23 protein-coding genes and 1 tRNA gene are annotated in these 25,913 nt (G+C 71.0%); 8 read left to right on the top strand and 16 right to left on the bottom strand.

Annotated elements, in window-relative coordinates:
• Window positions 1-82: 82 nt before the first annotated feature.
• On the top strand, window positions 83-1,429 hold the full coding sequence (locus RB628_RS11090) for a VWA domain-containing protein (RefSeq protein ID WP_318320167.1): 1,347 nt from the start codon (window positions 83-85) through the stop codon (window positions 1,427-1,429).
• 41 nt (window positions 1,430-1,470) lie between these two features.
• Entirely contained in the window at window positions 1,471-2,829 is a 1,359-nt protein-coding gene (locus tag RB628_RS11095) for an FHA domain-containing protein (RefSeq protein ID WP_318320168.1), read from the top strand.
• Between the two features lie 4 nt (window positions 2,830-2,833).
• On the opposite strand, the gene RB628_RS11100 is transcribed toward RB628_RS11095, so the two are convergent.
• Window positions 2,834-3,829 carry a methyltransferase domain-containing protein gene (locus RB628_RS11100; protein WP_318320169.1) on the bottom strand — a complete coding sequence of 332 codons (996 nt, stop codon included), beginning with the start codon at window positions 3,827-3,829 and terminating at the stop codon, window positions 2,834-2,836.
• A gap of 136 nt (window positions 3,830-3,965) precedes the next feature.
• On the opposite strand from RB628_RS11100, the gene RB628_RS11105 reads away from it, so the two are divergent.
• The gene (locus RB628_RS11105) at window positions 3,966-4,370 is read left to right on the top strand and encodes a globin (protein ID WP_318320170.1); all 405 of its coding nucleotides are present in this window, start codon (window positions 3,966-3,968) and stop codon (window positions 4,368-4,370) included.
• An 8-nt stretch (window positions 4,371-4,378) separates the two neighbouring features.
• On the opposite strand, the gene RB628_RS11110 is transcribed toward RB628_RS11105, so the two are convergent.
• From RB628_RS11110 to RB628_RS11140, 7 genes are all read right to left on the bottom strand, one after another.
• Window positions 4,379-5,071, bottom strand: coding sequence for a hypothetical protein (locus RB628_RS11110; protein WP_318320171.1), 693 nt, complete (start codon window positions 5,069-5,071; stop codon window positions 4,379-4,381).
• Window positions 5,068-5,505: a thioesterase family protein gene (locus tag RB628_RS11115; protein ID WP_318320172.1), complete on the bottom strand. Its 438-nt coding sequence runs from the start codon at window positions 5,503-5,505 to the stop codon at window positions 5,068-5,070. Before RB628_RS11115 ends, RB628_RS11110 begins: the two co-directional genes overlap by 4 nt.
• A 2-nt stretch (window positions 5,506-5,507) precedes the next feature.
• A complete protein-coding gene (gene ettA, locus RB628_RS11120) occupies window positions 5,508-7,172 on the bottom strand; it encodes an energy-dependent translational throttle protein EttA (RefSeq protein WP_318320173.1) in 1,665 nt (554 codons plus the stop codon).
• A 192-nt stretch (window positions 7,173-7,364) separates the two neighbouring features.
• Window positions 7,365-8,786: a TQXA domain-containing protein gene (locus RB628_RS11125; RefSeq protein ID WP_318320174.1), complete on the bottom strand. Its 1,422-nt coding sequence runs from the start codon at window positions 8,784-8,786 to the stop codon at window positions 7,365-7,367.
• Between the two features lie 235 nt (window positions 8,787-9,021).
• Window positions 9,022-9,495 (bottom strand): single-stranded DNA-binding protein, encoded by a 474-nt coding sequence (locus RB628_RS11130; protein WP_318320175.1) that lies wholly within the window; start codon window positions 9,493-9,495, stop codon window positions 9,022-9,024.
• A gap of 353 nt (window positions 9,496-9,848) precedes the next feature.
• Window positions 9,849-11,915 carry a YfjP family GTPase gene (locus RB628_RS11135; RefSeq protein ID WP_318320176.1) on the bottom strand — a complete coding sequence of 689 codons (2,067 nt, stop codon included), beginning with the start codon at window positions 11,913-11,915 and terminating at the stop codon, window positions 9,849-9,851.
• A 5-nt stretch (window positions 11,916-11,920) separates the two neighbouring features.
• Window positions 11,921-13,540 (bottom strand): dynamin family protein, encoded by a 1,620-nt coding sequence (locus RB628_RS11140; RefSeq protein ID WP_318320177.1) that lies wholly within the window; start codon window positions 13,538-13,540, stop codon window positions 11,921-11,923.
• A 323-nt stretch (window positions 13,541-13,863) separates the two neighbouring features.
• Between RB628_RS11140 and RB628_RS11145 the strand changes: the two genes are divergently transcribed.
• Window positions 13,864-13,936 (top strand) — tRNA-Arg (locus tag RB628_RS11145).
• A gap of 268 nt (window positions 13,937-14,204) precedes the next feature.
• Here RB628_RS11145 and RB628_RS11150 read toward each other — a convergent pair.
• A complete protein-coding gene (locus RB628_RS11150; RefSeq protein ID WP_318320178.1) occupies window positions 14,205-14,375 on the bottom strand; it encodes a hypothetical protein in 171 nt (56 codons plus the stop codon).
• 215 nt (window positions 14,376-14,590) lie between these two features.
• Here RB628_RS11150 and RB628_RS11155 point away from each other — a divergent pair, with 215 nt between their 5' ends.
• Entirely contained in the window at window positions 14,591-15,640 is a 1,050-nt protein-coding gene (locus RB628_RS11155; protein ID WP_318320179.1) for an LPXTG cell wall anchor domain-containing protein, read from the top strand.
• Window positions 15,641-16,243: 603 nt separating this feature from the next.
• On the opposite strand, the gene RB628_RS11160 is transcribed toward RB628_RS11155, so the two are convergent.
• Window positions 16,244-18,013, bottom strand: coding sequence for a copper resistance CopC/CopD family protein (locus RB628_RS11160; protein WP_412180634.1), 1,770 nt, complete (start codon window positions 18,011-18,013; stop codon window positions 16,244-16,246).
• A gap of 194 nt (window positions 18,014-18,207) precedes the next feature.
• On the bottom strand, window positions 18,208-18,495 hold the full coding sequence (locus tag RB628_RS11165; RefSeq protein ID WP_318320181.1) for a hypothetical protein: 288 nt from the start codon (window positions 18,493-18,495) through the stop codon (window positions 18,208-18,210).
• Window positions 18,496-18,510: 15 nt separating this feature from the next.
• Here RB628_RS11165 and RB628_RS11170 point away from each other — a divergent pair, with 15 nt between their 5' ends.
• Entirely contained in the window at window positions 18,511-18,828 is a 318-nt protein-coding gene (locus RB628_RS11170; protein WP_318320182.1) for a hypothetical protein, read from the top strand.
• A gap of 741 nt (window positions 18,829-19,569) precedes the next feature.
• Window positions 19,570-20,316 (top strand): DUF4142 domain-containing protein, encoded by a 747-nt coding sequence (locus tag RB628_RS11175; protein ID WP_318320183.1) that lies wholly within the window; start codon window positions 19,570-19,572, stop codon window positions 20,314-20,316.
• Between the two features lie 28 nt (window positions 20,317-20,344).
• Here RB628_RS11175 and RB628_RS11180 read toward each other — a convergent pair whose 3' ends face one another.
• From RB628_RS11180 to RB628_RS11190, 3 genes are all read right to left on the bottom strand, one after another.
• Window positions 20,345-21,022, bottom strand: a complete 678-nt coding sequence (locus RB628_RS11180) for a hypothetical protein (RefSeq protein ID WP_318320184.1) — start codon at window positions 21,020-21,022, stop codon at window positions 20,345-20,347.
• A 260-nt stretch (window positions 21,023-21,282) separates the two neighbouring features.
• Window positions 21,283-21,819 carry a MarR family transcriptional regulator gene (locus RB628_RS11185; protein WP_318320185.1) on the bottom strand — a complete coding sequence of 179 codons (537 nt, stop codon included), beginning with the start codon at window positions 21,817-21,819 and terminating at the stop codon, window positions 21,283-21,285.
• Window positions 21,820-21,871: 52 nt separating this feature from the next.
• Window positions 21,872-22,960, bottom strand: coding sequence for a PP2C family protein-serine/threonine phosphatase (locus RB628_RS11190; protein WP_318320186.1), 1,089 nt, complete (start codon window positions 22,958-22,960; stop codon window positions 21,872-21,874).
• Between the two features lie 168 nt (window positions 22,961-23,128).
• Between RB628_RS11190 and RB628_RS11195 the strand changes: the two genes are divergently transcribed.
• On the top strand, window positions 23,129-23,650 hold the full coding sequence (locus RB628_RS11195; protein WP_318320187.1) for a nitroreductase family deazaflavin-dependent oxidoreductase: 522 nt from the start codon (window positions 23,129-23,131) through the stop codon (window positions 23,648-23,650).
• Window positions 23,651-23,700: 50 nt separating this feature from the next.
• Here the strand turns inward: RB628_RS11195 and RB628_RS11200 are convergent, their stop codons facing one another.
• The gene (locus tag RB628_RS11200) at window positions 23,701-24,534 is read right to left on the bottom strand and encodes a hypothetical protein (protein WP_318320188.1); all 834 of its coding nucleotides are present in this window, start codon (window positions 24,532-24,534) and stop codon (window positions 23,701-23,703) included.
• A 765-nt stretch (window positions 24,535-25,299) separates the two neighbouring features.
• A partial coding sequence (locus RB628_RS11205) for a cation-translocating P-type ATPase C-terminal domain-containing protein (RefSeq protein ID WP_318320189.1) occupies window positions 25,300-25,913 on the bottom strand: 614 nt, incomplete at its 5' end.

A 25,913-nucleotide genomic window follows, 5' to 3' on the forward strand; every position in this document is an offset into this window, starting at 1 on the left:
GCCCTCAGGAGGACCGGAGGGGACTGGTCCGCATACAGTCACTGCTCCACGGATGTGGGGTTCGAGGGGGAGCGAAGCACGCATGGCCAATTTCTCGAAGTCGAACGTGCCGCAGTTCTCGGTGGACGTCTACCAGAACGAGTACCTGCCCGACGGCGGCCGTGAGGTCAACGCGATCGTGACGGTCACCGCGACCGGCGGCGGCACGGTCGGCACCGCCGTCGCGGCACCCCACCTCTACTCACCCGGCCAGGGTCCGGACGCGGCCGTGGCGATCATGGTCGACTGCTCCGGCTCCATGGACTACCCGCCGACCAAGATGCGGGGCGCCCGGGAGGCGACGGCCGCCGCGATCGACGCGCTGCGCGACGGTGTGCACTTCGCGGTGATCGGCGGCACGCACCTCGCCAAGGAGGTCTATCCGGGCGGCGGGCGGCTCGCGGTGGCCGACGCGACCACCCGCGAGCAGGCCAGGCAGGCGCTGCGCCGGCTGAGCGCGGGCGGCGGCACGGCCATCGGCACCTGGCTGCGTCTCGCCGACCGGCTGCTGTCCTCGGCGGAGGTCGCCATCCGGCACGGCATCCTGCTCACCGACGGCCGCAACGAACACGAGTCACCCGAGGACCTGAAGGCCGCCCTGGACTCCTGCGCCGGCCGCTTCACCTGCGACGCGCGGGGTGTGGGCACCGACTGGGAGGTCAAGGAGGTCACCGGGATCGCCTCCGCGCTGCTCGGCACGGCCGACATCGTCGCCGACCCGGCCCACCTCGCCGCCGACTTCACGCAGATGATGGAGACGGCGATGGGCAAGGAGGTCGCGGACGTCGCCCTGCGCCTGTGGACCCCGGTCGGCACGGAGATCAAGTTCGTCAAGCAGGTGGCGCCCACCGTCGAGGAGTTGACCGAGCGCCGCACGGAGGCGGGTCCGCGCGCCGGCGACTACCCCACCGGTTCCTGGGGAGACGAGTCGCGCGACTACCACGTGTGCGTCGAGGTGCCCTCCGCCGGCCTGGGCCAGGAGATGCTGGCCGCCCGTGTCTCGCTGGTGATCCCGCAGCCCGACGGCAGCGCCCAGAACCTCGGCGCGCAGGGCCTCGTACGGGCCGTGTGGACCGACGACATGACGGCATCGACGTCGATCAATCCACAGGTCGCGCACTACACGGGTCAGGCGGAACTGGCACAAGTCATCCAACAGGGGTTGGATGCCCGCAAAGCGGGTGACGTCGATGGGGCAACCGCCAAGCTGGGACGGGCCGTTCAGCTCGCCAGCGCCTCCGGAAACGCGGATACTGCGAAACTGCTTTCGAAGGTGGTGGACGTGGTCGACGCCGCGGCAGGTACTGTGCGACTGAAGGCGAAGGTCGAAGAGGCCGACGAGATGACACTCGAAACACGGTCCACGAAGACTGTTCGTGTAAAGAAGTAACCGAACAAAACGTAGCGAAGAGGAGAGGGGGAAGCGCCGACATGCCGACCTGCCCGAACGGACACCAGTCGGGTTCCGACGACTGGTGCGAGGTCTGCGGTCACCGCATGGCCGGTGCCGTGCCCCCGCCCCCGCCGCCACCCCCGGCGCCCGGCTACGGCTACCCGCCGCCGGGTTCCGCCACCGGGGCGCCCGGCAGCCGCTCGCATCTGTCCGCCGTGCCGGACGCCGAGCAGGAGCTGTGCCCGCAGTGCCGCACCCCGCGTGAGGGGGGCGCTCCGTTCTGCGAGGAGTGCCGGTGGAACTTCCTGACGAACACGGCGACCTCGTACACCCCGGCCGCCCCGCGCCCTCCGGCGCCGGGCCAGGGACAGGGACAGGGACAGGGACAGGGACAGGGTTACAACGCGGGTCCCGGTGGCGCGGGTCCCGGCCAGCGGTTCCAGCCTCCGCCGCCCGGCCCGTCGTACGGCGGCGGTGGTGACGGCTACGACTACCAGAGTTCGCGCCCGTCGCAGATGAACCGCCCCGCCGAACCGATCCCGCCCTTCGGCGGCGACCCGTCGCGCCCGGTCCCCCCGCCGCCGGGTCCCGCACCCGGTGGCCCCGGCCGTCCTGGCGGCACGTCCGCCGGCGGGCCGCAGGCGTATCCGCCCAGCGGGCCCGGTGGATCGCAGGGATACCCGCCGCCCGGCCCTCCCGGCACCTCCGGAGGGCCGCAGGGGTACCAGCAGCCCGGCGGCGCACCGCAGGCGTTCCAGCAGTCCGGTCCGCCCTCTCCGCCGGCGTTCCCGCAGGAGACGGGCCGGCCCGGTGGCCCGCAGCACGGCGGCGGCTTCGGCGGCGGTGACGACGACTGGGTGATCTCCCCGCCCTCCGGCGGACCCGGCGGTGCCCGCACGGCCCCGGGCCCCGGCGGCGGCTACGGCTATCCGCAGCCCGGCTCGACGCAGGCCCCGCCCGCACACGGCGGCGGCTACGGCCAGCAGCAGCCGCTGAACTGGTCCGCGACGATCGGCCCGGACCGCGAGTACTTCATGGCGATGATGCAGCGCTCCGGCCCCGAGGCCGCGGGCCTGAACCTGCCCGCGTACTCGCCGGAGCAGCAGCGCGCGCTCACAGGCAACCAGATCACGATCGGCCGCCGCCGCCACTCCACGGGCGAGTCCCCTGACATCGACCTGGCGGTGCCGCCGGAGGACCCGGGCGTCTCGCACCAGCACGCGGTGCTGGTCCAGCAGCCCGACGGCAGCTGGGCGATCGTCGACCAGAACTCGACGAACGGTACGACGGTCAACAACTCCGAGGAGCCCATCCAGCCCTTCGTCCCCGTACCGCTGCAGGACGGCGACCGGGTACACGTGGGCGCGTGGACGACGATCACGATTCGCCGGGGATAGGGCTTCAGACGGGAAGGGGCCAGGCGTACGGACCTGTGGGTTCGTCCAGCCAGGCCCACTCCCGGTCGCCGCTGACGGTGATCCCGTACCTCTCCCGTACCGGTCGACCCTCGCGCTCCCACAGCGCGTACGCCTCCTGCGGTTCCAGGCTGCCCTGGGTGAGTTCCAGCAGGAACCGGAACAGTTCGTGCTCGCGTGTCCGGGCCGGGAGCGCGCCCAGGTGCGGGATGCCGGGCTCCGGCCTGCTCTCCCCCCGCAACGGCACGAAGTAGGCGGACGTGTGCAGGAAGCGGCCCTCGGCGTGCTCGGCGTCGTGGACCGTGAGGGCGGCCAGGCCGGTGGCGAACGGCGTCAGGATGCGCGCTCCGGGGCGGCACTGGGCGAGCCAGGCGCGCGGGACCGAGGTGAGCGTGCAGGTCGCGATGATCCGGTCGAAGGGGGCGCGCTCGGGCACTCCGCGGGCGCCGTCGCCGGTGACGACGGCAGGGTGGTGTCCGGCGGCGGCCAGATGCCGGCGGGCCGACTCGGTGATCTCCGGGTCCAGATCCACCGTCGTGACGAGCGCGTCGCCGAGACGATGCGCCAGCAGCGCCGCGTTGTACCCCGTACCGGCGCCGATCTCCAGGACGCTGTGCCCGTCCTCGACCTCCAGGCCGGCGAGCATGGCGGCCATGAGCGAGGGCTGGCTGCTGGAGGAGAGCAGCTCGCCGTCGCGCACCCGGGTCGCGAGCGGCGCGTCCGCGTAGGCGCCGCGCACCCAGCGCTCCCGGGTGCGCCGGTCGGGGCTCTCACCCCACAGTCGCTGCCGGCCGGTCACGGCACCGGCGTAGTAGTACGGCACGAACAGATGCCGCGGCACCGCCTCGAAAGCCTCCCGCCAGACCGGGTCGCTGTCCCAGGCCCCGCTCGCCTCGATCACGCGCACGAGCTCCGCCCGCGCCGAGGCGGCGAGCTCGTCAAGGTCCTTGTCCCTGCCCTCGTGGAGAGCGTGCGCACTCATACGTACACTGTCCTGCGCCTGACGCCGGGATGCGAGCGCCGATACCGGACGAAACGGAAGCGGAGGCTCGGTGCGGCCCGAACGGGGTGGTCCTAAGCCTTGAGTCCTCGGCCGGTCCGTCTGAGACCATGGTGAGGTGAAAGAGATTCCGCGCGGCACGCTTCAGGAGCAGACCTTCTACGAGCAGGTCGGCGGCGAGGAGACCTTCCGGCGCCTCGTGCACCGGTTCTACGAGGGTGTCGCCGAGGACCCGCTGCTGCGGCCCATGTATCCGGAGGAGGATCTGGGCCCGGCCGAGGAGCGGTTCACGCTGTTCCTGATCCAGTACTGGGGCGGCCCCACGACGTACAGCGAGAACCGCGGCCACCCCCGGCTGCGGATGCGCCACGCCCCGTTCGCCGTCGACCGGGCCGCACACGACGCGTGGCTGAAGCACATGCGGGTCGCCGTGGAGGAACTCGGCCTCTCCGAGGAGCACGAGCGGATCCTGTGGAACTACCTGACGTACGCGGCGGCCTCGATGGTGAACACCGAAGGCTGACGAGGCCTTCAGCGGACGCTGACGTCCAGCGCCCCGAGTCCCGCCCTGCGTACGACGATCGATCCGTACGGAGTGCGCAGCCGCAGCCACGCCCCTGACGAGACCAGCGCGAGCGGAGCCTCACCGGATGCCTGGGCGCCCGGTGCCGGCCGCAGGAAGCCCAGCGACTGCGCCGCGTGGACGGCCCGTACCGGCAGGTGGGTGTCGCCGACCGTCCGGGTCCAGATCTCCCGCCCGATCCGGTCGAGTTCGGCCCGGGTACGCAGTTCCGGCGTCAACTCCTGGGTACGGGACCGGAATTCGACGACCGCTGCGGCGACCGTCGTGCGCAGCGCGTCCGGTGCGGGCAGCCCGGGCTCCGGTCGCCAGCCGCCGCGAGGGGGCAGTACCCCGGCCCAGGGCGGGCCTGTCACCGCGGAGGGGACGGTGAGGGTGGCGGCGGACTCGTCCACCGCCTCCAGGAGTTCACCGGCCGACACGGTGGAGTCGAGGGCGACGTCCAGCCCGTTCTCGTACGGCTTGGCGAGCCGGGCCGCTCGGATCGCGAGGACCTCGAAGGACGGGGGCCGCCCGAACACGGCGAGCGCGGTGCCCGCCGCCTGGAGGCGCACCGCTGCTCCACGGTCGTAGTGGAGCAGCCGGGCGAGGAAGGCTGCGACATCGGCCGCCTCCCCCTCGTCGGCCAGGTGCAGAACCGTCATGCGGCGACGGCCCTGCCTTCTTCGTCGCCCTCGTTCTCGTCCTGGTTATCGTCCATGTACTCCTCCAGGAACTCCCGTTCCTCGGAGGTGATGCGGCGCGGACTCTGCGTCGCGAAATCGAACGGTACGACGACCGTCGAGGCCTGGACGTACACCTGCTCCGCGTCCTTGACCTCGTAGGTGAGCGTGAAGGACGCCGCCCTTATCCGCGTGACCCAGAGCTCGATGTCCACGGGCGCGTGCCGGTGGACCAACTGCCTCTTGTAGTCGATCTCGTGGCGCGCCACCACGGACCCCTGCTGGAAATCCTTGTCCGGGCGGAACAGGAAGTCGATACGGGCTTCCTCCAGGTAGCGGAGGAAGACCACGTTGTTGACGTGGCCGTACGCGTCCATGTCCGCCCAGCGCAGCGGGCAGCGGTAGATGTGCCGCAAGATCAGTCCCGGGTCAGCTTCTTGTAGGTGGCGCGGTGCGGGCGGGCGGCGTCGGCGCCGAGCCGCTCGATCTTGTTCTTCTCGTAGGACTCGAAGTTGCCCTCGAACCAGAACCACTTGGACTCGCCCTCGTAGGCGAGGATGTGCGTCGCCACCCGGTCGAGGAACCACCGGTCGTGGGAGACGACCACCGCGGCACCCGGGAACTCGAGCAGCGCGTTCTCGAGCGAGGACAGGGTCTCGACGTCGAGGTCGTTGGTCGGTTCGTCGAGGAGCAGCAGGTTGCCGCCCTGCTTGAGGGTGAGCGCGAGGTTCAGGCGGTTGCGCTCACCGCCGGAGAGGACGCCGGCCGCCTTCTGCTGGTCCGGGCCCTTGAAGCCGAAGGCGGACACGTATGCGCGGGACGGCATCTCGACCTGGCCTACGTTGATGTAGTCCAGCTCGTCCGAGACCACGGCCCACAGCGACTTCTTCGGGTCGATGTTCTCGCGGCTCTGGTCGACGTACGAGATCTTGACGGTGTCGCCGACCTTGATCGAACCGGAGTCCGGCGTCTCCAGCCCCTGAATCATCTTGAACAGGGTCGTCTTGCCGGCGCCGTTGGGGCCGATGACGCCGACGATGCCGTTGCGCGGCAGAGTGAAGGACAAGTCGTCGATGAGGACCTTCTCGCCGAAGGCCTTGGTGAGGTTGTTGACCTCGACGACGATCGAGCCCAGACGCGGGCCCGGCGGGATCTGGATCTCCTCGAAGTCCAGCTTCCGCATCTTGTCCGCCTCGGCGGCCATCTCCTCGTACCGGGCGAGACGGGCCTTGGACTTGGCCTGGCGCCCCTTGGCGTTGGACCGCACCCAGTCGAGTTCTTCCTTCAGACGCTTGGCGCGCTTGGCGTCCTTCTGGCCCTCGACCTTGAGACGGGAGGACTTGCTCTCCAGGTACGTCGAGTAGTTGCCCTCGTAGCCGATGGCGCGACCGCGGTCGAGCTCCAGGATCCAGCCGGCGACGTTGTCCAGGAAGTACCGGTCGTGGGTTACGGCGACGACGGTGCCGGGGTACTTGGCGAGGTGCTGCTCCAGCCACTGCACGGACTCGGCGTCCAGGTGGTTGGTGGGCTCGTCGAGGAGCAGCAGGTCGGGGGCTTCCAGGAGCAGCTTGCACAGCGCCACGCGGCGGCGCTCACCACCGGAGAGGTTGGTGACGGGCCAGTCGCCGGGCGGGCAGCCCAGGGCGTCCATGGCCTGCTCCAGCTGGGTGTCCAGGTCCCACGCGTTGGCGTGGTCGAGGTCTTCCTGGAGCTTGCCCATCTCGTCCAGGAGCGCGTCCGAGTAGTCGGTCGCCATGAGTTCGGCGACCTCGTTGAAGCGCCGGAGCTTGCCCATGATCTCGGCGGCGCCGTCCTGGACGTTCTCCAGCACGGTCTTGGACTCGTCGAGGGGCGGCTCCTGGAGGAGCATGCCGACCGTGTAGCCGGGCGAGAGGAAGGCATCTCCGTTGGAAGGCTGCTCAAGGCCCGCCATGATCTTCAGAACGGTGGACTTACCGGCACCGTTCGGGCCGACCACACCGATCTTCGCGCCGGGCAGGAAGCTCAGCGTCACGTCGTCAAGGATGACCTTGTCGCCGTGCGCCTTGCGCGTCTTGCGCATGGTGTAAATGTACTCAGCCAAGAGAAACCGTCCGGCAGCTTGAAATCTGGCAGTGGTGGGATACACCCCATCTTGCCGTACCGCCACCCCTGCGGGGAAACGAGTACGTCAGCGGCCCCGGGCGCGTGGAAGGCGGGCCGGGGCCGCGTGGTTCAGTGGGGTCACCGTGCGGTCACACGCTGTCGAGTTGTCAAGGTGCGATGTCGATCGCGCTCACTGCCGGCCGCCTGCCCCGTGCAGCTCCTTCTTGCCGACGAGGAGCACCACGCCGCCGCCGATCACCAGCAGGACGATCGCCATGCCCGCGATCATCGGGGTCGCGCTGGAACCACCGGTCTCGGCCAGGTTGACGCCCTCGGCGGGGAGGTCGCCCGCCAGGGCCGGGCTCGGTTCCCTGAGCGTCTGGGCGGAGTCGCCACCCTCGTCGCCCTGCGTCTCACAGTCGAGGACGCCCGTGAACCGCTGCTCGAAGCCGTTCGGGCCCCTGATGGTGAAGTCGTACGGCTGGTCCTCCTGCAGGGGAATCGTCACCGTCCGCGACGCCCCGGCCTCGATGGTGTGCTCGAATCCCATCAGCTGGAACGTGAACACCTCGTCGCCCTTGTTGGCGGCCGTGATGTCCACGCCGTTCCTGGCGCAGTTCTTCTGCGCGGACAGCGCGGGGACGGGACCCGTGGCCGCCCAGTTCGCAGTCGCCGTCGCGGAGACCGTGGACTCGCTGGAGCCGGCGAGGATCTGGGTCTGGCTCCTGCTGTCGGAGGTGAAGGCGCGGCCGACCGGCACACTGGTCGAGGCCTGGACGCTGAGCGCGGCCGAACCGTCCGGCGCGTCCTCGGGCACCTCGAAGAAGACCTGACCGCCGTCGACCGCGGACGTGACGGCCTCGCCGTCCTGGTCGACGACCCTCACCCCGCTCGTCGCGGCGTCGGCGGGCGGTATCACCGTGACGCTGTCCGCGTCGGTGTGCACCGTGACCGGGCCGAGCAGCTCACCGGGGTGGCCGGAGACTGCGGGCGGGTCGAGGGTCAGCGAGGCCTCGGGCTCCGCGAGACTCCGCGCGCTCCTCTCCAGGTAGTCCGCGAGCTTCCCGGCCTGCGGGTCCACGGCGTCCACGTCCGCGCCGTCCGAGTAGCGCCATATGGCCACCTGGGTGCCCGCCGCCGCGTCCTGCTCGGTGAGACCGGCCGCACCCGCCCGGCCGGCCAGCGCCGCGAGGTCGTTCACCTGTGGGTAGGAGTTCTGCAGGATCCAGCGAATCCTGCCCGCGTCCTTGTTGCCGCCCAGGGAGGTGCCGCTCCAGGAGGTCTCCTGGTACTTGGCGTCCTTCTGTGTCGGGTTGTGCAGGTCGACGCAGTACGTCTGCAGCGTGCCGCCGTTGTCGACGGACATCTCGAAAAGGCCCGCGGACACCTGCTGGTCCCCGTCGTCCCCGTGGACGACGGCCTCGCCGTACGTCTTCAGCCCGCCTATGGTGGCGGTCGCCCCGCCCTGCTGCTGCGGAGTCCCGTCCGCGACGGCCGTGCCGGCGGTGACCAGCACGCTGGTGACGGCGAGACCGGACACCATCGTCGCGGCGGCGAGCCGGGCCGCCGCCGCTCGCCCGCGCCCGGAGGGCGCAGAGAACGAAGAAAACACAGAATTCCCCTTCGAGCAGGACTCGTTGACGTGGGGGGTGCGGTCCCACCAGCAGCATCAGAAGCCCCGTGAGCTATGCCCGGCATCCTAGGGACGGGGGCACACCGCATTTCCCAGTCCTGTCATCGGACAACCGATCCGACTCGGAATCGTTATCGCCAAGATCATCCGCATGCCGGTCAGTTCACCGATAAGCCTCAGTTCGGTCAGCGCCGGCGCTCGCCCCGGCCTGACGTCACGTCACCGCCGCCGGCTCCCGCCGCTGTTGAGCCCCCACGCCGCCCTCGCCGGCCACCGGCGTCTCCCAGCTGGGTTCGGGACGGGACGACACCGCGGCCTCGCCCTTGAGCGGGCCGGCGGAGCGTCGGAACGCCGACGTACCCCGTGCGAGGTCGTGGCCGATCGCCACGGCGTCGATGTCGGCCGACGTCCAGCTCTGTCCGTCGCGCATCTCCGTGCGAACCTTCAAGCGGCCCTGGACGATGACCTGTTCACCCACCGTCAGTGACGCTCCGACGTTCGTCGCGAGTGCCCGGTTCGCCCACACCGTGAAGAAGTTGGTGTGCCCGTCCGTCCACGTGTTCTTCTCACGGTCCCAGTAGCGCGAGGTCACCGCGAGCCGGAACCTCGCCGACGCCCCCGACGCCAGGTCGCGGTACACCGGCTGTGTCGCCACGTTGCCCACCGCGCACACCATCGTCTCGTTCATGCGAACCACCCCTCCAGGCCCCGGCGCTCTCGCGCCGGCGGATACCCGTACGGGCCCGTCCCGTACGGCTGTGTCTGGCACGGCGACCGTGCTTTTCTCCGGTCACCGCTGCGCGCCGATCTCGTCCGCCGCGATCGCCGCGAAGCCAGAATGCATCCGCCGGGCCGAGCCCGCTGAGACCTGTGGACTACCGGCCGGTTGTGGAAAACTCCGTCACCCGGCCGAGGGACCGATAAGCCCCTCTCACCTCACTCCTCCAAAGCTCCACCCCTGCGACCTGCGGTTTCCCCGTCCACTCAGCCGAACATACGTACACAGCACGGACCCGCCGAGGCCCACCCGGCTCCCCACGCTCACCCCACCACCGCCCGGGCCCCCGTGACCCTCCCGTACTGCTCCCGTACCTCGCGATACCGCAACAGTTCCGCCGCCACCGGATCCAGTACCCGGGCCCGGCCGCAGCCGGCCGCCGCTTCCCGCAGCCGCCGTTCCGCCTCCAGGCCGTACCGGCGGGCAGGTCCGCGAGCCGCCAGTCTGCAGCTCCACTCCACGCCAGGACCGCCGACGATGCCCAACGACATCAACAGCACCGGCACGCCCAGGTTCGGCGCCATGACCCCGACGATCTGGCCCACCAGCCACAGCCCGCCGACGATCTGAAGGATCGTCATGGACGCCTGCGCCAGCACGGCGACGGGCCACCAGCCCGGCCGGGTCGGCCGTCCCGAGGGCGTCCCGGCCCGTGCCGCCAGCTCGTCCAGCGCCTCGGGCAGGCCCTGCGCCCCGCGTACGGCCGCCTCGCGCACCGCCAGCGCCCACGGCGCGGGCAGCCCGGCCGACGCCCGCTCCGCCACCGTACGGACCGCCTGTTCGACACGCTGACGGGCCGTGGCCTCCTCGTCCGGCTGCGCGCGTACGGCGAAGCGGCCGGTGGAGGGTTCACGCCTGTCCTGGTACCAGCGCCACAGCCGCAGCCACGGTGTGCCGCATGCGCGGTTGGCGTTGCGCAGCCAGGCGCGTTCGGCGGCCTGACCGGCGGCGGTGGCGCCCACCGCGTCGGCGAGCCGGTCGGCGAACTCGTCCCGGGCCCGTTCGCTCAGCCCGGCTCGCCGTCCGGTGGCGTAGACGGGCCGCAGCTGCCACGCGGCGGCGTCGAGGTCGGCCGAGATCCGGCGGGCCGCGGCCCCGCGCTCACCCACGAACTGCCCGAGCGCCTCGCGCAGTTCGCCGATGCCGTCCCCGGTGAGCGCGGACAGCGCCAGTACGGTGGCGCCTGGTTCGCCGTACTCCCCCAGGGCGATGCCGTCCTCGTCGAGCAGTCGCCGGAGGTCGTCGAGAACCTGGTGGGCGGCCTCTCCGGGGAGCCGGTCCACCTGGTTGAGGACAATGAACATGACCTCCGCGTGCCCGGCCATGGGCCGCAGATACCGCTCGTGGAGGATTGCGTCCGCGTACTTCTCCGGGTCGACGACCCAGATGACCGCGTCGACCAGCGCCAGTACACGGTCCACCTGTTCGCGGTGCTGGACGGCCGCCGAGTCGTGGTCGGGCAGGTCGACCAGGACCAGGCCACGCAGTTGCGCCTCCGCCTCCGCGCTCTGCAGCGGGCGCCGGCGCAGCCGTCCCGGGATACCGAGCCGGTCGATGAGGGTCGCGGCACCGTCGCTCCAACTGCACGCGATGGGCGCGGCGGTGGTCGGCCGGCGTACCCCGGTCTCCGAAATGGCCACTCCGGCGAGGGCGTTGAAGAGCTGGGACTTGCCGCTGCCGGTGGCTCCGGCGATGGCGACGACGGTGTGCTGCCCGGAGAGTCTGCGCCGGGCAGCCGCCTCGTCCAGGACGCGGCCGGCCTCGGCGAGCGTTCTGCTGTCGAGCCGGGTACGGGACAGCCCCACGAGTTCACGGAGCGCGTCGAGCCGGGAGCGCAGCGGCCCGTCGTACGCCAGCGGCATCACGGGCTGGGCGGCACTGGTGGAGACTCGGGTCTCGACGACCGTCTCGCGCGGGGGAGCGTCTTCGGAGACACGGCGCGCGATCAGGCCGTCGTCCCAGGCGCCGGAGGACCCGGATTCCGTACGGGGGTCCTTGGGGGCGGAAGGGGCGCCGGAGCCGGAATCGGCCGCCACGCGCGCGTGGCGGCCGCCATCGGAAGGGGTCTCCCCGGGGGCGTCACTCTCGTTGCTTTCGCCGCTGTCGGGCGCCCCGCCATCGCCGACCTTCACCTCCTCCCCCTCCGTCTTTTCCTGCTTCATCTCCTGCTTCCGTTCCCCCTGCTTCCGCTCCCCCTTCTTCTCCTGCCTCTCCGCCTTCTTCTCCTCGTTCTTCTGCATCTCGGCTTTGTCGCCGCCGGACAGACCCTCCTGTGGAGGCACGTTTTCAGCCGATGCGTCGTGGTGGTCCTGGTCCGTGACGGCGGTCACCGCGGTCACCTCTCCTTCTGCAGTACGGACAGCGCGGCGATGAGTTCGGCCTGGGGCTCCGGATGGACGTCGAGGGCGTCGAGCGGGGCGAGGCGGCGCTCGCGTTCGGTGTGCATGACCCGGTCCAGTTGGTCGGCGAGCAGCCGTCCGCCGCGGTCGCGCAGCCGCAGGGCGCCGTGGGCGCCGATGCGCTCGGCGAGCCCCTCGCCCGCGGAGCGGGCCCGTCTGCCGCCCAGCAGTGCGGTGGCGACGAGCGCGGCGACAGCCTCGACGTCCGGGGCGGCACTCCGGTCGAGGTCGCGCAGCTCCTCCTCCGCGTACTCCTCCAGCTCGCGCCGCCACCGTCGTACGGCCATCCCGATGCGGTGCTCGACGCTCTCCTCGGACGGGTCGCGGCCCGTCAGGCCCGGGGCGTCCGCGGCCGGTTCGCGGCGCCAGGCGTCGTCGACGCGTTCGTCGGCGGCGGTCACGGAGCAGAGCAGGAGGGCGCAGAGGCTCTCCACGAGGGCGTCGAGGAGTTCACCGGCGGAGCAGTCGAGCGGGAAGGCGCGCCACCGCTTCAACGCGTCCCCGGCGAGGACGGCGCCGGCCTGCAACCGCCCCCGTACGCGTGCGTGCTCGCTGTCGTAGGCCCCGTCGACGGCCGCGGTGAGCCGCAGGGCGGCAGAGTACTGGGCGGCGGACGCACTGGCCAGCTCGGGCATGCGGGACTTGAGGGAGTCGAGGACCCCGTACGCCGTACGGGCCATGACGTGTTGCCGGCCGGCCGGGTCCTGCGCCTGCTGGGTGAGCCAGGCGCGCAACGGCGCTACCGCGGTGGCCGGAAGCAGCCCACCGCCCCAGGCGGACTCGGGCAGTTCGGGCACGGTGAAGCGCGGTACGTCACCGAGGCCGGCCTTGGTGAGGAGGGCGCCGTACTGCCGGGACACCTCGGACACCACCTGGTGGGGCACCCGGTCGAGGACGGTGACGAGAGTGGCGTCGTAGTCCTTGGCGGTGCGCAGGAGATGCCAGGGGACGGCGTCGGCGTACCGGGCGGCCGTCGTCACCATGATCCAGATGTCGGCGGCGCAGATCAGTTCGGCGGCGAGGACACGGTTGTCGGCGATGAGGGAGTCGACGTCGGGGGCGTCGAGGAGGGCGAGCCCGCGCGGCAGACTCTCGGCGGTCTCGACTCGCAGCACCCGCGTCCCGTCCTCGCCGGGGAGCAGCAGTTCGTCGCCGGGGTCCCGTCCCGGCTCCTGTTGGGGCACCCACACGCGCGTGAGGTCGGGCAGTACCCGCATCCCGCTGAACCAGTGATGGTCCTCGGGATGGCAGACCAGCACCGGTGTCCGGGTCGTGGGCCGCAAAACGCCGGCCTCACTGACCCGGCGTCCCACAAGGGAGTTGACGAGGGTCGACTTGCCGGCCCCGGTGGACCCGCCCACAACGGCGAGCAAGGGCGCTTCAGGTTCCCTCAGGCGGGGCACCAAGTAGTCGTCGAGTTGCGCGAGCAGTTCGTCGCGGTTGGCACGCGCGCGTGGAGCCCCCGCCAGGGGCAGCGGAAAGCGTGCGGCGGCGACACGGTCGCGCAGGGCGGAAAGTGCGTCGAGCAGCTGAGGCCGTACGTCCAAGGTCACCACATGTGAAGAATGCCCAATTTTAGGGGAATTCTGAAGCATATGAGCATGTCTGCGCGCCGACGGAACACAAGGGACGGAAGGGATGACTGGGACGTAGGCATAGTCCAGGCATAACGAGTGCACAACACCCGATGCGCGAGACGGCAAAAGCGGTGCACGATTCGTACCTGCCTGCGATTATCAGGACCGCTTCACCGAACCTCCACATTGAGCCACGGAGGCGAAGCAACCAGGACAAGGACACGGGAGCCCTATCCTTGTCCCCGGCAACGTCAAGGACCAGCCCACACCCGGGCCAACCACGACAGAGGCCACCACACCCGGCCCCCGTAGCTCAGTGGATAGAGCAGGCGCCTTCTAAGCGCTTGGCCGCAGGTTCGAGTCCTGCCGGGGGCGCTCTGCACACGCATCGCTTCCGCCCTCCCTCCGGGAGGGCGTTTTTACTGGTCAGGGGCATGCTAGTGGGCACGGTATCGCGGCAACGCAGGCCGGACCGACTCCCTGGCGGCGAGTGCGGCAGTCCGGTTGAGAGCGTTCCGCACGGCTTCTGGCGAGTATTCCTCCACGGCAACCGACCTCGGCGTCCCCGCGACCACAGAGCCCGTACCGGCCGAAGACCTGCTCACCCGCCCGGGGAGCCACATCGCTGCGCAGCGGTTCCCGGCTACGCCACGATCACCCATACGACGGTGATCAGCAGCGCCGGCACGGGCCGCACCCAGGGCGCCGGGCGCGCCTGAGCCCAGTCAGCGGCGTCGATGGACGACCAGATGGGCGCACCCGCCGGAAGGGAGCCCGACGGTATCGGGACAGGGGTGACGGCGGTTTCGGACACACGAGGATGGTCCGGTACGCACCCACCAACACCGGTCGCCCACCGCCATGGGGCCCGCGAAAGGCGTCGGCCTGGCATCACAGGGCGCCACGGAGCCCGGCGGCCAGCCTGTGACGCATGCCACATAAAGGAGTTGTGAGGTTTTGGGCAACCCTTTGTGTTCGCTGCCGGTCATGTCTGCGCACACATCGTTCACTCCTGCCTCTGAGGTTCGTATGAAGCTTCGCCGTTCCCTGGCCCTCGCCGCCGCGACTGCCGCCATCACACCGGCCGTCCTCCTCGCGGCTCCGGCCGCGTATGCCACGGACGGCAGCCCGTCGCCGACGGTCAGTGAGACGGCCCCGGCCGAGGAGGAGTCCACACGCGCGGCGGACGACACCACGCCGCCCGCCGACGAATCCACCCCGGCCACCGACGAGTCGACCCCGGCAGCAGACGAATCGACCCCGGCCGGGGAGGAGTCCAGCCCGGCCGCCTCCGACTCCGCGTCGCCCAGCGCCCCGGCCACCGTGTCGGCCTCCCCCTCCGCCTCCGCGACGACGCCGCCCGCGCCGGGCCCCGTGGAGTGCGAGGACGACGAGGACATAAAGATCGACGAGGACCTGCACACCGGCCTGTCCGGCCTGCCCTCGAAGATCGTCGCGGGCAGCGGCTTCCACGGCTTCAAACTCGACGTCAAGAACACCGGCAGCCACAGCTACCAGCGCGTCGATCTCGGCGTCTTCGCCGCCCAGATCGACGAGGACGACTTCTTCATCGACACCAGCTACCTCACCCTGCAGTTCAAGGACCCCTCCACGGGGAAGTGGACCGACATCTCCCTCGACGAGAACGACGAGGGCGCCGGCTACCTCGGCTACACCGACATCAAGGCCAACGAGTCCTTCTCCGTCGACCTGCGCCTGTCCGTGGACAAGACGGCCCCCTCCGGCCTCGGCTTCGCCATCACCATCGGCATGTACGCCGACGACGAGGGCAACTGCGTCTACTCCGGCGACGCCAGCTTCTACGAGTTCGACATCCTCGCCGCCGGATCCGAGCCCGGCGACGTCGACGACTCCGAGCCGCAGGGCGGCAGCAACCCCCTGCCGAACAAGCCGACCGGCAACACGCCGATCGACCCGGAGGGCAACCTCGCCGACACCGGCGCCGGCTCCATGCTCCCGACCATCGCACTCGCGGGCGGCGCCGCCGTCGCCGTCGGCACCGGCGCCGTCTTCCTCGTCCGCCGCCGCAACACCGGCAGCACCGGCACAGCCGCCTGACCACCACCCCAGCCCGAAGGGGGCCGTACCTGCCAACCGCAGGTGCGGCCCCCTCGCCGTACCACCCCGACGGACACCGGCACGCCTGGGCGCCCCGCAGCCCCGCAGAGGACCACCGGAGCCAACCGCTTGGATGCCTCTCCCCCATGGCCCACGTCGCAGCACAGTCGGCTATGAGGTGCCATCTCCGCGCGCGATGCAGCCGTGATATCTGCTGAGTCGCTATGAGTTCTGACGTCCCCGGTCCAGTTCGGGTGACAGCTCGGCCGTGGCGCGGGCGCACGGCCAGCGAGGCCACGCGCCCCCCGCGGCGAATTCGGTCTTCGCCAGGGCGCCCTGACCGCGGCGTTGTCCTCGGCCATGCGCCGGGGGACCTGCGGGGGACCTGCGGGGGACCTTACAAGGAAGAAGTAGCGCCACCCGGTAAGCTCCTCGCCGGAGTTCCGCGAGGAAGCCGTCCAGATCGCGTTGACGTCAAACCAAGACGATCTCCGAAGTCGCCCGGGAGCAGGGACGAGAACGGTTACGCACGTGACAGCCAGCGGCCGGCGATCGGCAACCGGCGACCGCCTTCGCGCCGGGACTGTCGTCCCTGCCCGGATCTCATGGGGTGATCTTCACGGTGCTGGACACGGTGACCTGGTCGATGTCGGAGACGCGCACGGTGGCCCGCATCGTCCAGGTCCCGGCGAGCGGAAGGTTGAGGTTGTCGCTGCCCCAGTAGCCGCGTTGGTCGACCAGTTCGGCGTCGAGCGGGCCGACGCGCTGTGCGGTCTGGGTGAAGGTGAGGCGCAGTTCGGGGATGGCGATGAGGCTTCCGTCGGCACCGAAGACCACGGCCTCCACCACGTTGCGGCCGACCCGGCCCGGTTCCAGGGTGACCTGTACCTTGCCGCTCCCGGCGGGGGCACCCGTGTCGAAAGGGACCACCACAAGGGTTACGTTCGACTGCCCGACGGCCGTGGAGGCCGCCGCGGACCCGGTGGCGGCCCGCCCCGGCTGGCTGCCCGTCAGCACGGTGGTGACCGCGAGCACCACGACGCCGATCCCCACCTCTGCCAGCACGGGCCTGCGCAGGCCGCGCCGCTGGGCCTCGGGGCCGGGCTCGGCAGTGCCGGACCCGGCGTCAGGCACCGTCGTGCGGTCGGGCGGAGAGCTCTGGTCGCCACCGCCCACGGCGACCAGCGCCGGTTTCACCTGGGGCACCCGCAGTAGCCCTCTTGTCCAGTTCCGCGAGTACGACGCCGCCACCAGCATGAGGGCCACGGCTGCGACCTTCAGGGCGAGCGTCCTGCCGTAAGGGGTGGTGAACGCCTCCCAGGAACCGAGTCCGCGCCAGGACTGGTAGACGCCGGTGGCTGCCAGTACGGCCACCGAGGCGAGTGCGAGCCGGGAGAAGCGGGCCACCGCGGCGGGCGGGAGCGGGTCATCGGCCGGTGCCCTGAACAGGACCGCCAGCAGCGCGGTCAGCCCACCCAGCCACACGGCCATGGCGAGCAGGTGCAGGACCGAGGAGACCATCGCCGCAGGCACTTGGATCCCCGCGGAGGCGTGCTCGGCCGCCGCCCAGGTCCCGGCAAGGACGATACTGAGGGCGACGCCCGCCGCCGCCGTGCCTCGGCCGGCCTTCCACTCGGACCGGCCGCGCCTGAGGAGCAGAGCCACCAACAGGAGCAGAGCCAGGCGGACCAGCAGTGCGATGCCCGGCCGGCTGTCCACCGTGCTCCGCAGCAGGCGCGGGTCGAACACCCCGGCCGGTCCGTCCCCGCTCGCGTATGGCCCGCGTATCAGCAGCAGCACGACCGTCGACAGCACCAGCGCCCACCACCCGGCCGCAAGCGGCCCGCGCACCACTCGCACGGCCGTGGCCCCGGGCCGGCAGACCAGGACGAACACGGCGCCGCCGATCAGCAGGGCCAGGCCCCCGTACGCAACGTAGCGGCCGATGCCGTACAGCGTGTTGACGGCCGGATCCACGGCCGGCTCGGCAGCGGCTTCGGCGCGGGTCTGCGAGGGCGCTCCTATGGAGAAGGTGAAGGCACCGGAGACGGCGTGGCTGTCCTCTGACAGCACTCGCCAGGAGACGGTGTACGTGCCTTCCTTCAGGTCGCCGGTCAGCGGCACGCGCGCGGTGTCCGCCTTGCCGTCCGCGTGCTCGGGGTCGCCCGCGGTGACCGGGCGGCTGTCCGGGTCGAGGACGCGCACCGAGTCCTCGGCCAGGGCGACGGACTCGGTGAAGGAGACCGTCACCCACTTCGGCGCCGTCTTCAGCACCATGCCCGCGCTCGGGTCGCTGCCGGTCAGCACCGCGTGTGCCGAGGCCGGTGTCGCGCCGCCGAGCAGGACACCGGCCAGCACGGCGGCCACCACCAGCAGTGCCCTGCCCACGCGCCCGCCCTGCTGCGCCTGTCGTCGTTCCACGTCATGTCTCCGGGTCGGCTCTTGGGTCTCGGAGGCGTTCGGACACGTGCGGACGCATCCGACGCCGTGCTGCCCTCGGGGCCGTACTCCGGCCGCGCGGACAGCACACGGGCGGGTCAGATGCCGCAGGAGGCCCGGCGCCCGGCCTACCGCCACACGCCGCCGCCCCCCACGAGCGGCACGGCGATCACGGAGCCGGCGCACAGACCGGTGGACGAGCCGCCGTCCTGTGCGGCGGAGGGATTCCCGGCGGTCCGGGCGTCGGCCGCCGTCCCGGCGGGTGTGCTCTGTGCGGGTGCGGGTGCGGGTGCGGCGTCGGTGGATGGGCTGCGGCCGGGAGGGGCCGTGTCCGATGCCGCGGCCCCTCCCGGCCGCAACCTCAGGACGGGGGCGAGCTGTTCGGGCTCCTGCCCGCCAGCGGGCAGTTCGGACATCACGACAGGGGCGTGATGCCAGACATGCCCGCCGCCCACGGGCATGACCACATGACCGCCCACGCCATGAGCCGCGTGGCCGACCCGGACGATCCCGGCGGGGTCCGTATCGTCGGCGATCTCCAGTGCCAGATGCATCGCGCCCTGTACGGCGAGGGCGCATCACAGAGCGGCGGGGAGCGCGGAGCGCCGACGGACGACGGGCCGGATCACGACGAACTGTGCTCCCGCCACCGGCATCACGAACCGCCAGGGCACCGCTCCGTCGGCGACGGCGTGATGCCCCGGGGCGGCGACCACCGCGCCGGGTCAGGGCGAGGACGCCTGCCCTGACCCGGGCCGCGGCACGATTCGCCTCGGGCCGAACGGGGCGGTCGTCGAGGGCCGTCGCCATCTCGTCCTGAATGATCGCCCCTCCCTCCGCCTCGCCAGACCACTGTCGGCAGTGCGCCACACGACATGTCAACGGGCATCGCCGGATTTCCTCACATCCGTGCCACCACGCTCTCAGGGGTACGGAAGCGTCATCGGCCGCGTTCACCACTCGCGAGAGTTTTGCATCATGCAAAAATCGGGTGCGCGGGGCACATCTCCCTCGCTCTCACATATTTTGCACCCGTGACGGTGGACCAGTCCCTCGCCCAGGCTCTTCACACCCAGCTCTCGGCCGCCGGCACCGGCGTGCCCGTACTCGACGACGAGCACGGACGACCAGTCGGCCGGCTCAGCCACCAGAGCGCGCCGCGCGCCGCGCATACAGCTTCATCCGCGTGGTCACGCACCACACACGCGGGAATCGCGGATGGTCGGCCGGGGCCGACCATCCGCCCTGCCCGGGCACGGTCGGGCAACATCGAGACGAAACTCGCCGTCGAAGCGCGAGGCGATGCGCCCCTCGCCGTCTGGGTCCAGGTGTTCGCGCGAGACGGCTCGCTCACCCCGCCGCCGGCACCAAAGAACTCAACACGTGACGCACATCACGTCACGCTCTGCAAAATATACCCATTGCAGTGAAGGTTCTCCTCTGCGCGCCCGTACCCCTTGGCATACAGCTCGCTCACGTCAGGAGTCTCCATGCCCATTTCACTCAACAAGTTGGGAAGCATCTTCGTGTTCGGGGCGCTGGGCCTGACCCTCACCGCCCTCGCCTATCCCGCCATGCTCGGCGTGGAGAACGCGACGACGAACACGTCCCGGATCATCGCCAACACCCAGTACGGGCCACTGACCGAGGCCGACCGCGACTTCGTGGTCAAGGTCCGCGCTGCCGGACTGTGGGAGTACCCCTTGGGAGAGATGGTGATGGAGCGGGGCACCACCGCGGAAATGAAGGAGGCCGGCGCACACCTGATCGTCGGTCACGCCGGGCTCGACGACCTGTGCCGGAAGATCGCCCCCGAGCTGAACATCACCCTGCCGAACCTGGCGAGCCCTCAGCAGCAGCAGTTCGTGGCGACGGTGGACTCCAAGAGCGGCAGGGAGTTCGACTCCACCGCGGTCAGCATCATGCGGGTCACGCACGGCCAGATCTTCCCACCCATCGCCAAGATCCGCGCCAGCACCCAGAACACCCTGGTCCGTCAGCTCGCCGACCTGGCCAACGACACAGTCCTGGACCACATGACCGTGCTGGAGAAGACCGGCCTGGTCAACATCGAACAGGTCAACTTCCAGCAGACCGCCCCGCCCAAGCTCCCCATCGAGCAGGTCACCCCGCCCGCACCCCAGCCCGGCTCCCCCATCGTCGTCCTCACACCGCGCCCGGACCTGGACATCAACACCAGTGCCCCGACACCCGCTCCCAGCCCGGCCGCCGAATGATCGGCGAGACGGTGGCCGGCGCGCCCTGTCACTGTCCCGTCGGGGAGACCGGCCGGCCAGAGAGGCCGGACACGGCGTGGGAGAGCCGGTAGGAGCGTACGACCGCGATCAGGCACGCGGCGACGAGCGTGCCGGCCCAGCCGCCCAGGTCACGAAGGTGCCCTGGCCAGGACGCTCCGGCCTCCACGCCGCGCGGCGGCACGCGCCCCTTCACGTCGTACACGACGGCGAGCGCGTCGCCAGGTCGGGTGGCCCGCCCGCACCCCCGCCAGATACGGACCTTCAGCGGTACGCCGTCACGGTCGGCCACCGAGCAGAGATAGCGGTCACGGCCGGAGACGCCTCCCAGTCCGCCCTCGACCGATGTCACCACCACGGACTCCACGCGCCCCCGCTCTGCCAGCACCAGGCCCACAGCCGCCTGGGGCGCCTGCAACGCAAGGCAGACCCCGAGCAGGGCGACGACGGCGATCAGTGCCCGTCCGGCCCGCATCACGCGAAGGTAGAGGGCGAGCGCGGCGGCACAGACCAGGCCGCCCTCACCGTCCGCCAGCCCGGGAATCCCGTACCAGGCACCGCCGATCGTCACCCCGACGATCCCCCCCGCCGTCACGCACCCGGCAACGAGCCCCTCTGCGGCCAGCCACCACGGCGGGAGGCCGACGAACTCGGCCGGCCCCCACACCGTGCTCCGCAGATGCGCCATCAGGTGCACCTCCGGCGGAGGTCGATGTCCTCGGCGCATGCGCGTACCCCCCTCCCAGCGTCCTTCCGTGTCCAGCCACGGCCTCGCATCCTGGCGTGACAAGCAGGCGGTCCGCACTGCTCCCGACCGGACGAGTACGCGCGGCCCTCATTGCCGGAACCAGGCAGCCGGACCGCCCCCGCACGCTTCCCTTGCATTATGCAAAACGCGCCCGGAGGTGAGGTGGAGCGGGCTCGAATCCGGCTGCGGCCCCGTGCGGGTCAGGCGTCGCGGGTCACAGGCAGGTCGACCGCCCAGCCCAGTGGGTGCGGTTCCGCGTCGTCCAGCGCCGCCGCGAGTGGCTCTCCCCCTGCCTTGTTGAAGGCGCCGAGGGCCTCCACGAGTGCCAGCCGCTGCGCAGGGGCGAGCCGCTGCACGATCGCGGCGATCTCGGCGCGGCGCCGGGCGGTGACGTCCGCAACCGTGCGGCGTCCCTCGTCCGTGAGCTGCAGCAGGGTCTCGCGGCGATTGTCGGGATTGGCCTGCCGGTCGGCGAGCCCGGCCGCGATCAGCCGGTCGACCATGCGCATCGCGGTGGACGGCGCCACCTGGAGCAGGTCGGCGAGCGTGACCAGCTTGGTGGCCCCGCGCGTCGACAGCACGACCAGCATCCGGAACTGCGGCAGCGTCACCCGCTCCTCGACCTCTGCGAGGGAGCGGGCGGAGACCGCCACCAGCAGACGGGACGCGGTCAGCACCGCACGGGTCACCACGTCGACATCATCCATCGCCCCGGCAGGGGTCTTGCGCTCCGGCATAGGTCCTTTCTACCGTCCCGAAGTCACCGCTCACTCACGCATGGGGACCCGCTCACACAATGGGAACAGATTTTCCTTTCTCATGACCGTGATAGCGGAGCAGGAGCATCGCGGCGTCGTCATGGGGCGGCCCGCCGGCGTGCTGGGCAAGATCCGCGCGCAGGGCCTCCAGGGCACGGTGCGCGTCGGGGTCCTTGAGCAGATGCGCGCGCTCGCCGACGGGGTAGAAGCGGCCGTCTTCGTCACGGGCCTCGGTGACACCGTCGGTATACAACAGCAGTTGCTCGCCGGGAGCGAAGTCCACGCGGTACGGCTTCGGCCCCTCCCCCGCGTGCACGCCCAGGCCGAGCGGAAGGGCGTAGGCGAGCGGCTGCGGGAAGTCGACGGCTCCGTCCTGGCGTACGACCAGCGGGGCCGGATGACCGTAGTTGAGGAAGACGGCCTCGTGGCGTGCGCCGATCTCGGCGAGGATCGCGGTGACGAACTTCTCGCCCTCCAGTTCCCGGGCCATGCTCCGTTCCAGACGCTCGCCGAGGCCCACCAGGTCCGGCTCGTCGTGCGCCGCCTCCCTGAAGGCGCCGAGGACGACGGCCGCCGTCTCCACCGCGGCCAGGCCCTTGCCCTGCACATCACCCACGATCACCCGGATGCCGTGCGGCGAGGCCACCACCTCGTACAGATCCCCGCCGATGCGCGCCTCCGCGACCGCCGAGGTGTAGGACACCGCCGCCTGCAGCGGCCCCGCGGTCAACGGCACCGGCCGCAGCAGCACCCGCTGGGCGACCTCCGCGATCGACCGCACGCTGGCCAGTTCTCCCTCCCGGCGCGAGCGCATCACGGCCGCCGCGATGCCCACACCGGTCACGCCCGCCACCGACGCCATCGCGGTGAACCCCCGACGCCCCTCGAACAGCCCGTCGTACAGGCCGAGCGCCACGCACAACACCAGCGCCACAAGCCCGAACACCGCCGTACGACGCCACCCCCCGACCAACCCGGAGAACGCGGGACCGAGCGAGACCAGTGGAAGAAAGCCCACCCCCGGCCCGGCCACGACGTCCACAACCGCGACCACCGCCATCATCACGCCCGGCATCCAGGACAGCACCGTCCAGCTCGACGGCGGCTTCTTGTCGGTCATACCTACTCCAACGGTGTCGCGGCATCCGAGAGCCGCCCCCAATCTCCGCAGGCACCCCTCCCCCACATTTAGACTATGCAAAAGTTACTCGCGCGAGACGGCTCTCACCCCCTGTTCTTTACTTGATCGAGGCCGAAAGCCGACATTTCCGACCCACGGACGGCGATCATGACGCGCAGAAACACCACACCTGGCCGCCCCCAACTCCCCACCGGATGGCGACGCCTGGCCGCGCGGCTGCCGATCCTGCTCTTCCGCGCCGGGCTGGGGCCCCTCTTCGGGAAGCGGCTGCTCCTGCTGCACCACGTCGGCCGCGTCAGTGGCCTTGACCGCATGGTGGTCCTGGAAGTGGTGTCCCACTCCCCGGCCGACGCGAGCTGGACCGTCGCCTCCGGATTCGGACCGAAGGCCGACTGGTACGTGAACCTGCGCGAGCAGCCGAAGACGCTCCTCCAGTTCGGCACCCGTCCCTACGCCGTCACCGCCCGTTTCCTCACACCCGACGAGGGCGCCGAGGTCATGGCCGACTACGCCCGGCGGCATCCCCGGACGGCCCGTCGCCTGTGCGGGTACATGGGACTTCCCGTCGACGGCGGCGAGGCGTCGTACCGCGAGGCGGGGCGAGGCGTCCCCTTCGTCCGCCTCGACGCCGCCGCCGGACACCGTCGGCACGGATGCTCACCCGCGTGACGCCCCGGACAAGGATGTCCGGGGCGTCGGGCCGCGGTGGCCGCTTTCTCTTACACCGCGACGATGCCCTCCATGCCGGACTCGGCGAAGGCGGGCAGTCCAGTGACGGTGGTGACCTTGGCGAGCGAGCCGTTCCCGCCGGCACGGAAGCCGTCGACCGTGCCGGAGACGGCGTTCTGCACGTACAGGAACCTGTCGTCGCCGGTCACCGCCACGTCGATCACGCCCTGCGACATGGCCGACGGCGGGGTGGCGACGCCGACCTCGTTGGTGAGCGCGAGCTTTCCGTGCCGGTCGGTGCGACAACCGGTGACGGTGGAGTTGCCGGTGTTGCCGCCGTGGAAGAAATCGCCGGCGTGTTCCAGCCGGCACAGCGTGTTCTGGCCGTTGGGCAAGGGCTGCTGGACGACCTTCAGGGTTCCGTCGGCGCTCACCCTGTACGTACCGACCGTCGGCTTCCCGGCCTCGGCCACCAGCATCCGGCCGCCCCTGTCGAAGGTGACCGCGAACGGCACGTCGCCGGCCGACTTGTTGACCGCCTGCAGTAAGCCCGACCGGTCGTCGTCGACGAGGGAGCCCCGGGACGCGAGCGAATCGGTGGGCGCGTCGACCTGGTCCCCTCCTCTGCCACCGGTCGAGTAGCGGCCCGCGGCACTCAGCACGCCGTCGTCACCGCGCACGAAGGCGTGGATGGTGTTGCCGGCGAGTTCGTTGCCCTGTACGAAGACCGCGTGACCGGCCCTGACCGTGCGCCCGGAACGCTGGGCTTCCCCGGCGGAGGCGAAGTTCACCGTGGTGACGGCCGCCACCGGGGCGAGGATCCCTGCCCCGCCGGCAGTCAGCCGGACCTGCAGCGACGGCCTGCGCCTGGTGTGCCTGCTCATGCGTTGCTCCTCGGACCTCCGTCGCCACCACGGAACGGCGGTGTGCAGCACCAGAGTTGCCTACGGGACGAACGGGCCACGAGGGGTTTCACCACCACGTCAGATTCTCGTAAGGTCTGCCCCCCTGTCATACCGTCCACAGGCTGCCACCATCAGTTCGTCCGACCCTGGCCGGACCCGTCGGGAGAACTTCCCGGAAAGCGGCCGGAATGACTGGCGATCTAATTTTGCATTATGCAATGATCGAGTGGGGGAGGCCGCCGACGGCCGATTGCCGTTGCGCCCAGGAGTGATACCGGCAAAGACGGCACGGACGGCACACCGGCCGCCGGCGGGCTCCCCCTTCTGCGGCTCTGCGGCCGCCCAGCCATTCAGAAGTCTCGATGCGGACGTGCTGGACAGGGGGGTACGAATCCCTGAACCTGGACGGCTCATACCCGCCGCCACAGGCCCGAACAGACCGACGGCGCCCCGGCGTTCGCGGAGCCACCCGGCACCCCCGGGAACACGTGGTCCTGGCCTGAAAGAGACGCACCAGCCGGGTCGCGGAGGTTCCTGGCCCGCGTCGCAGGCGGCGCAGGCGGCTCTCGCGCGGCGGGACCAGCGCGATCTCGCCGCCGGCGAACAGCGTGTTGAGCACGGTCGACACGGCGACGAGCGCGAGGGCCGACCGGTAGCCGTCCATGGGGCCACGGTGTCGTCCCCGGGCCGTGCGGTCCTGCGTATGGGCGCCTGGTGGCGCCGTGGACGATCAGCCCCTGCGGCTCACACCGGCCGCGTGCCCAGCCGTGCCCGCCCGGCGCGCCAGGCGTGTTCCGTCAGCAGCACGGTGGAGGCGGTGGCGAGGCAGACCGCCCACTGGGCGGGGCTCAGGGGGACGGTGTCGAAGACTCCCTGGGCGAAGGGCACCTGTACGGCGATGACCTGGAGGGTGAGGACGGCGGCCAGGCAGCTCCACAGGATGCGGTTGTGCAGCTGGTGGCGGCCGAGGACGGGGCCGTCCTCGCTGCGTGCGGCCAGGGCGTTGAACAGCTGGAAGAGGACGAAGGTGGTGAAGGCCATGGTGGCCGCGGTCTCGGTGTCGGTCAGGTTGCGGGCGCCGGCGAAGACGGCCAGGGTGCCCGCGGCCATGACGGCGCCGGACCGGGTGATGGCCGCCAGACGGCGGGCGTTCAGGATGCGCTCGCCGGGAGAGCGGGGCGGGCGGCGCATCACGTCGTCCCGTGGGGGGTCGATGCCCAGGGCCATGGCGGGTGGTCCGTCCATGATGATGTTGACCCAGAGCAGCTGTACCGCGGACATGGGGGCGGGCAGTCCGGCCAGGACGGTGGCGAGCAGGGTGAGGATGGCGCCGATGTTGGTGGACAGCTGGAAGCGGA

This window comes from Streptomyces sp. ADMS (assembly GCF_033441795.1).
Classification (GTDB): Bacteria; Actinomycetota; Actinomycetes; order Streptomycetales; family Streptomycetaceae; genus Streptomyces.

What these genes read in the sequence shown, in the direction of transcription:
- RB628_RS11090 (WP_318320167.1), top strand. Translation starts at nt 83, where the DNA reads ATGGCCAATTTCTCGAAGTCGAACGTGCCGCAGTTCTCGGTGGACGTC.
- RB628_RS11095 (WP_318320168.1), top strand. Translation starts at nt 1,471, where the DNA reads ATGCCGACCTGCCCGAACGGACACCAGTCGGGTTCCGACGACTGGTGC.
- RB628_RS11100 (WP_318320169.1), bottom strand. Translation starts at nt 3,829, where the DNA reads ATGAGTGCGCACGCTCTCCACGAGGGCAGGGACAAGGACCTTGACGAG.
- RB628_RS11110 (WP_318320171.1), bottom strand. Translation starts at nt 5,071, where the DNA reads ATGACGGTTCTGCACCTGGCCGACGAGGGGGAGGCGGCCGATGTCGCA.
- RB628_RS11130 (WP_318320175.1), bottom strand. Translation starts at nt 9,495, where the DNA reads ATGAACGAGACGATGGTGTGCGCGGTGGGCAACGTGGCGACACAGCCG.
- RB628_RS11155 (WP_318320179.1), top strand. Translation starts at nt 14,591, where the DNA reads ATGAAGCTTCGCCGTTCCCTGGCCCTCGCCGCCGCGACTGCCGCCATC.
- RB628_RS11165 (WP_318320181.1), bottom strand. Translation starts at nt 18,495, where the DNA reads ATGTCCGAACTGCCCGCTGGCGGGCAGGAGCCCGAACAGCTCGCCCCC.
- RB628_RS11170 (WP_318320182.1), top strand. Translation starts at nt 18,511, where the DNA reads ATGCCAGACATGCCCGCCGCCCACGGGCATGACCACATGACCGCCCAC.
- RB628_RS11175 (WP_318320183.1), top strand. Translation starts at nt 19,570, where the DNA reads ATGCCCATTTCACTCAACAAGTTGGGAAGCATCTTCGTGTTCGGGGCG.
- RB628_RS11180 (WP_318320184.1), bottom strand. Translation starts at nt 21,022, where the DNA reads ATGGCGCATCTGCGGAGCACGGTGTGGGGGCCGGCCGAGTTCGTCGGC.
- RB628_RS11185 (WP_318320185.1), bottom strand. Translation starts at nt 21,819, where the DNA reads ATGCCGGAGCGCAAGACCCCTGCCGGGGCGATGGATGATGTCGACGTG.
- RB628_RS11190 (WP_318320186.1), bottom strand. Translation starts at nt 22,960, where the DNA reads ATGACCGACAAGAAGCCGCCGTCGAGCTGGACGGTGCTGTCCTGGATG.
- RB628_RS11195 (WP_318320187.1), top strand. Translation starts at nt 23,129, where the DNA reads ATGACGCGCAGAAACACCACACCTGGCCGCCCCCAACTCCCCACCGGA.
- RB628_RS11200 (WP_318320188.1), bottom strand. Translation starts at nt 24,534, where the DNA reads ATGAGCAGGCACACCAGGCGCAGGCCGTCGCTGCAGGTCCGGCTGACT.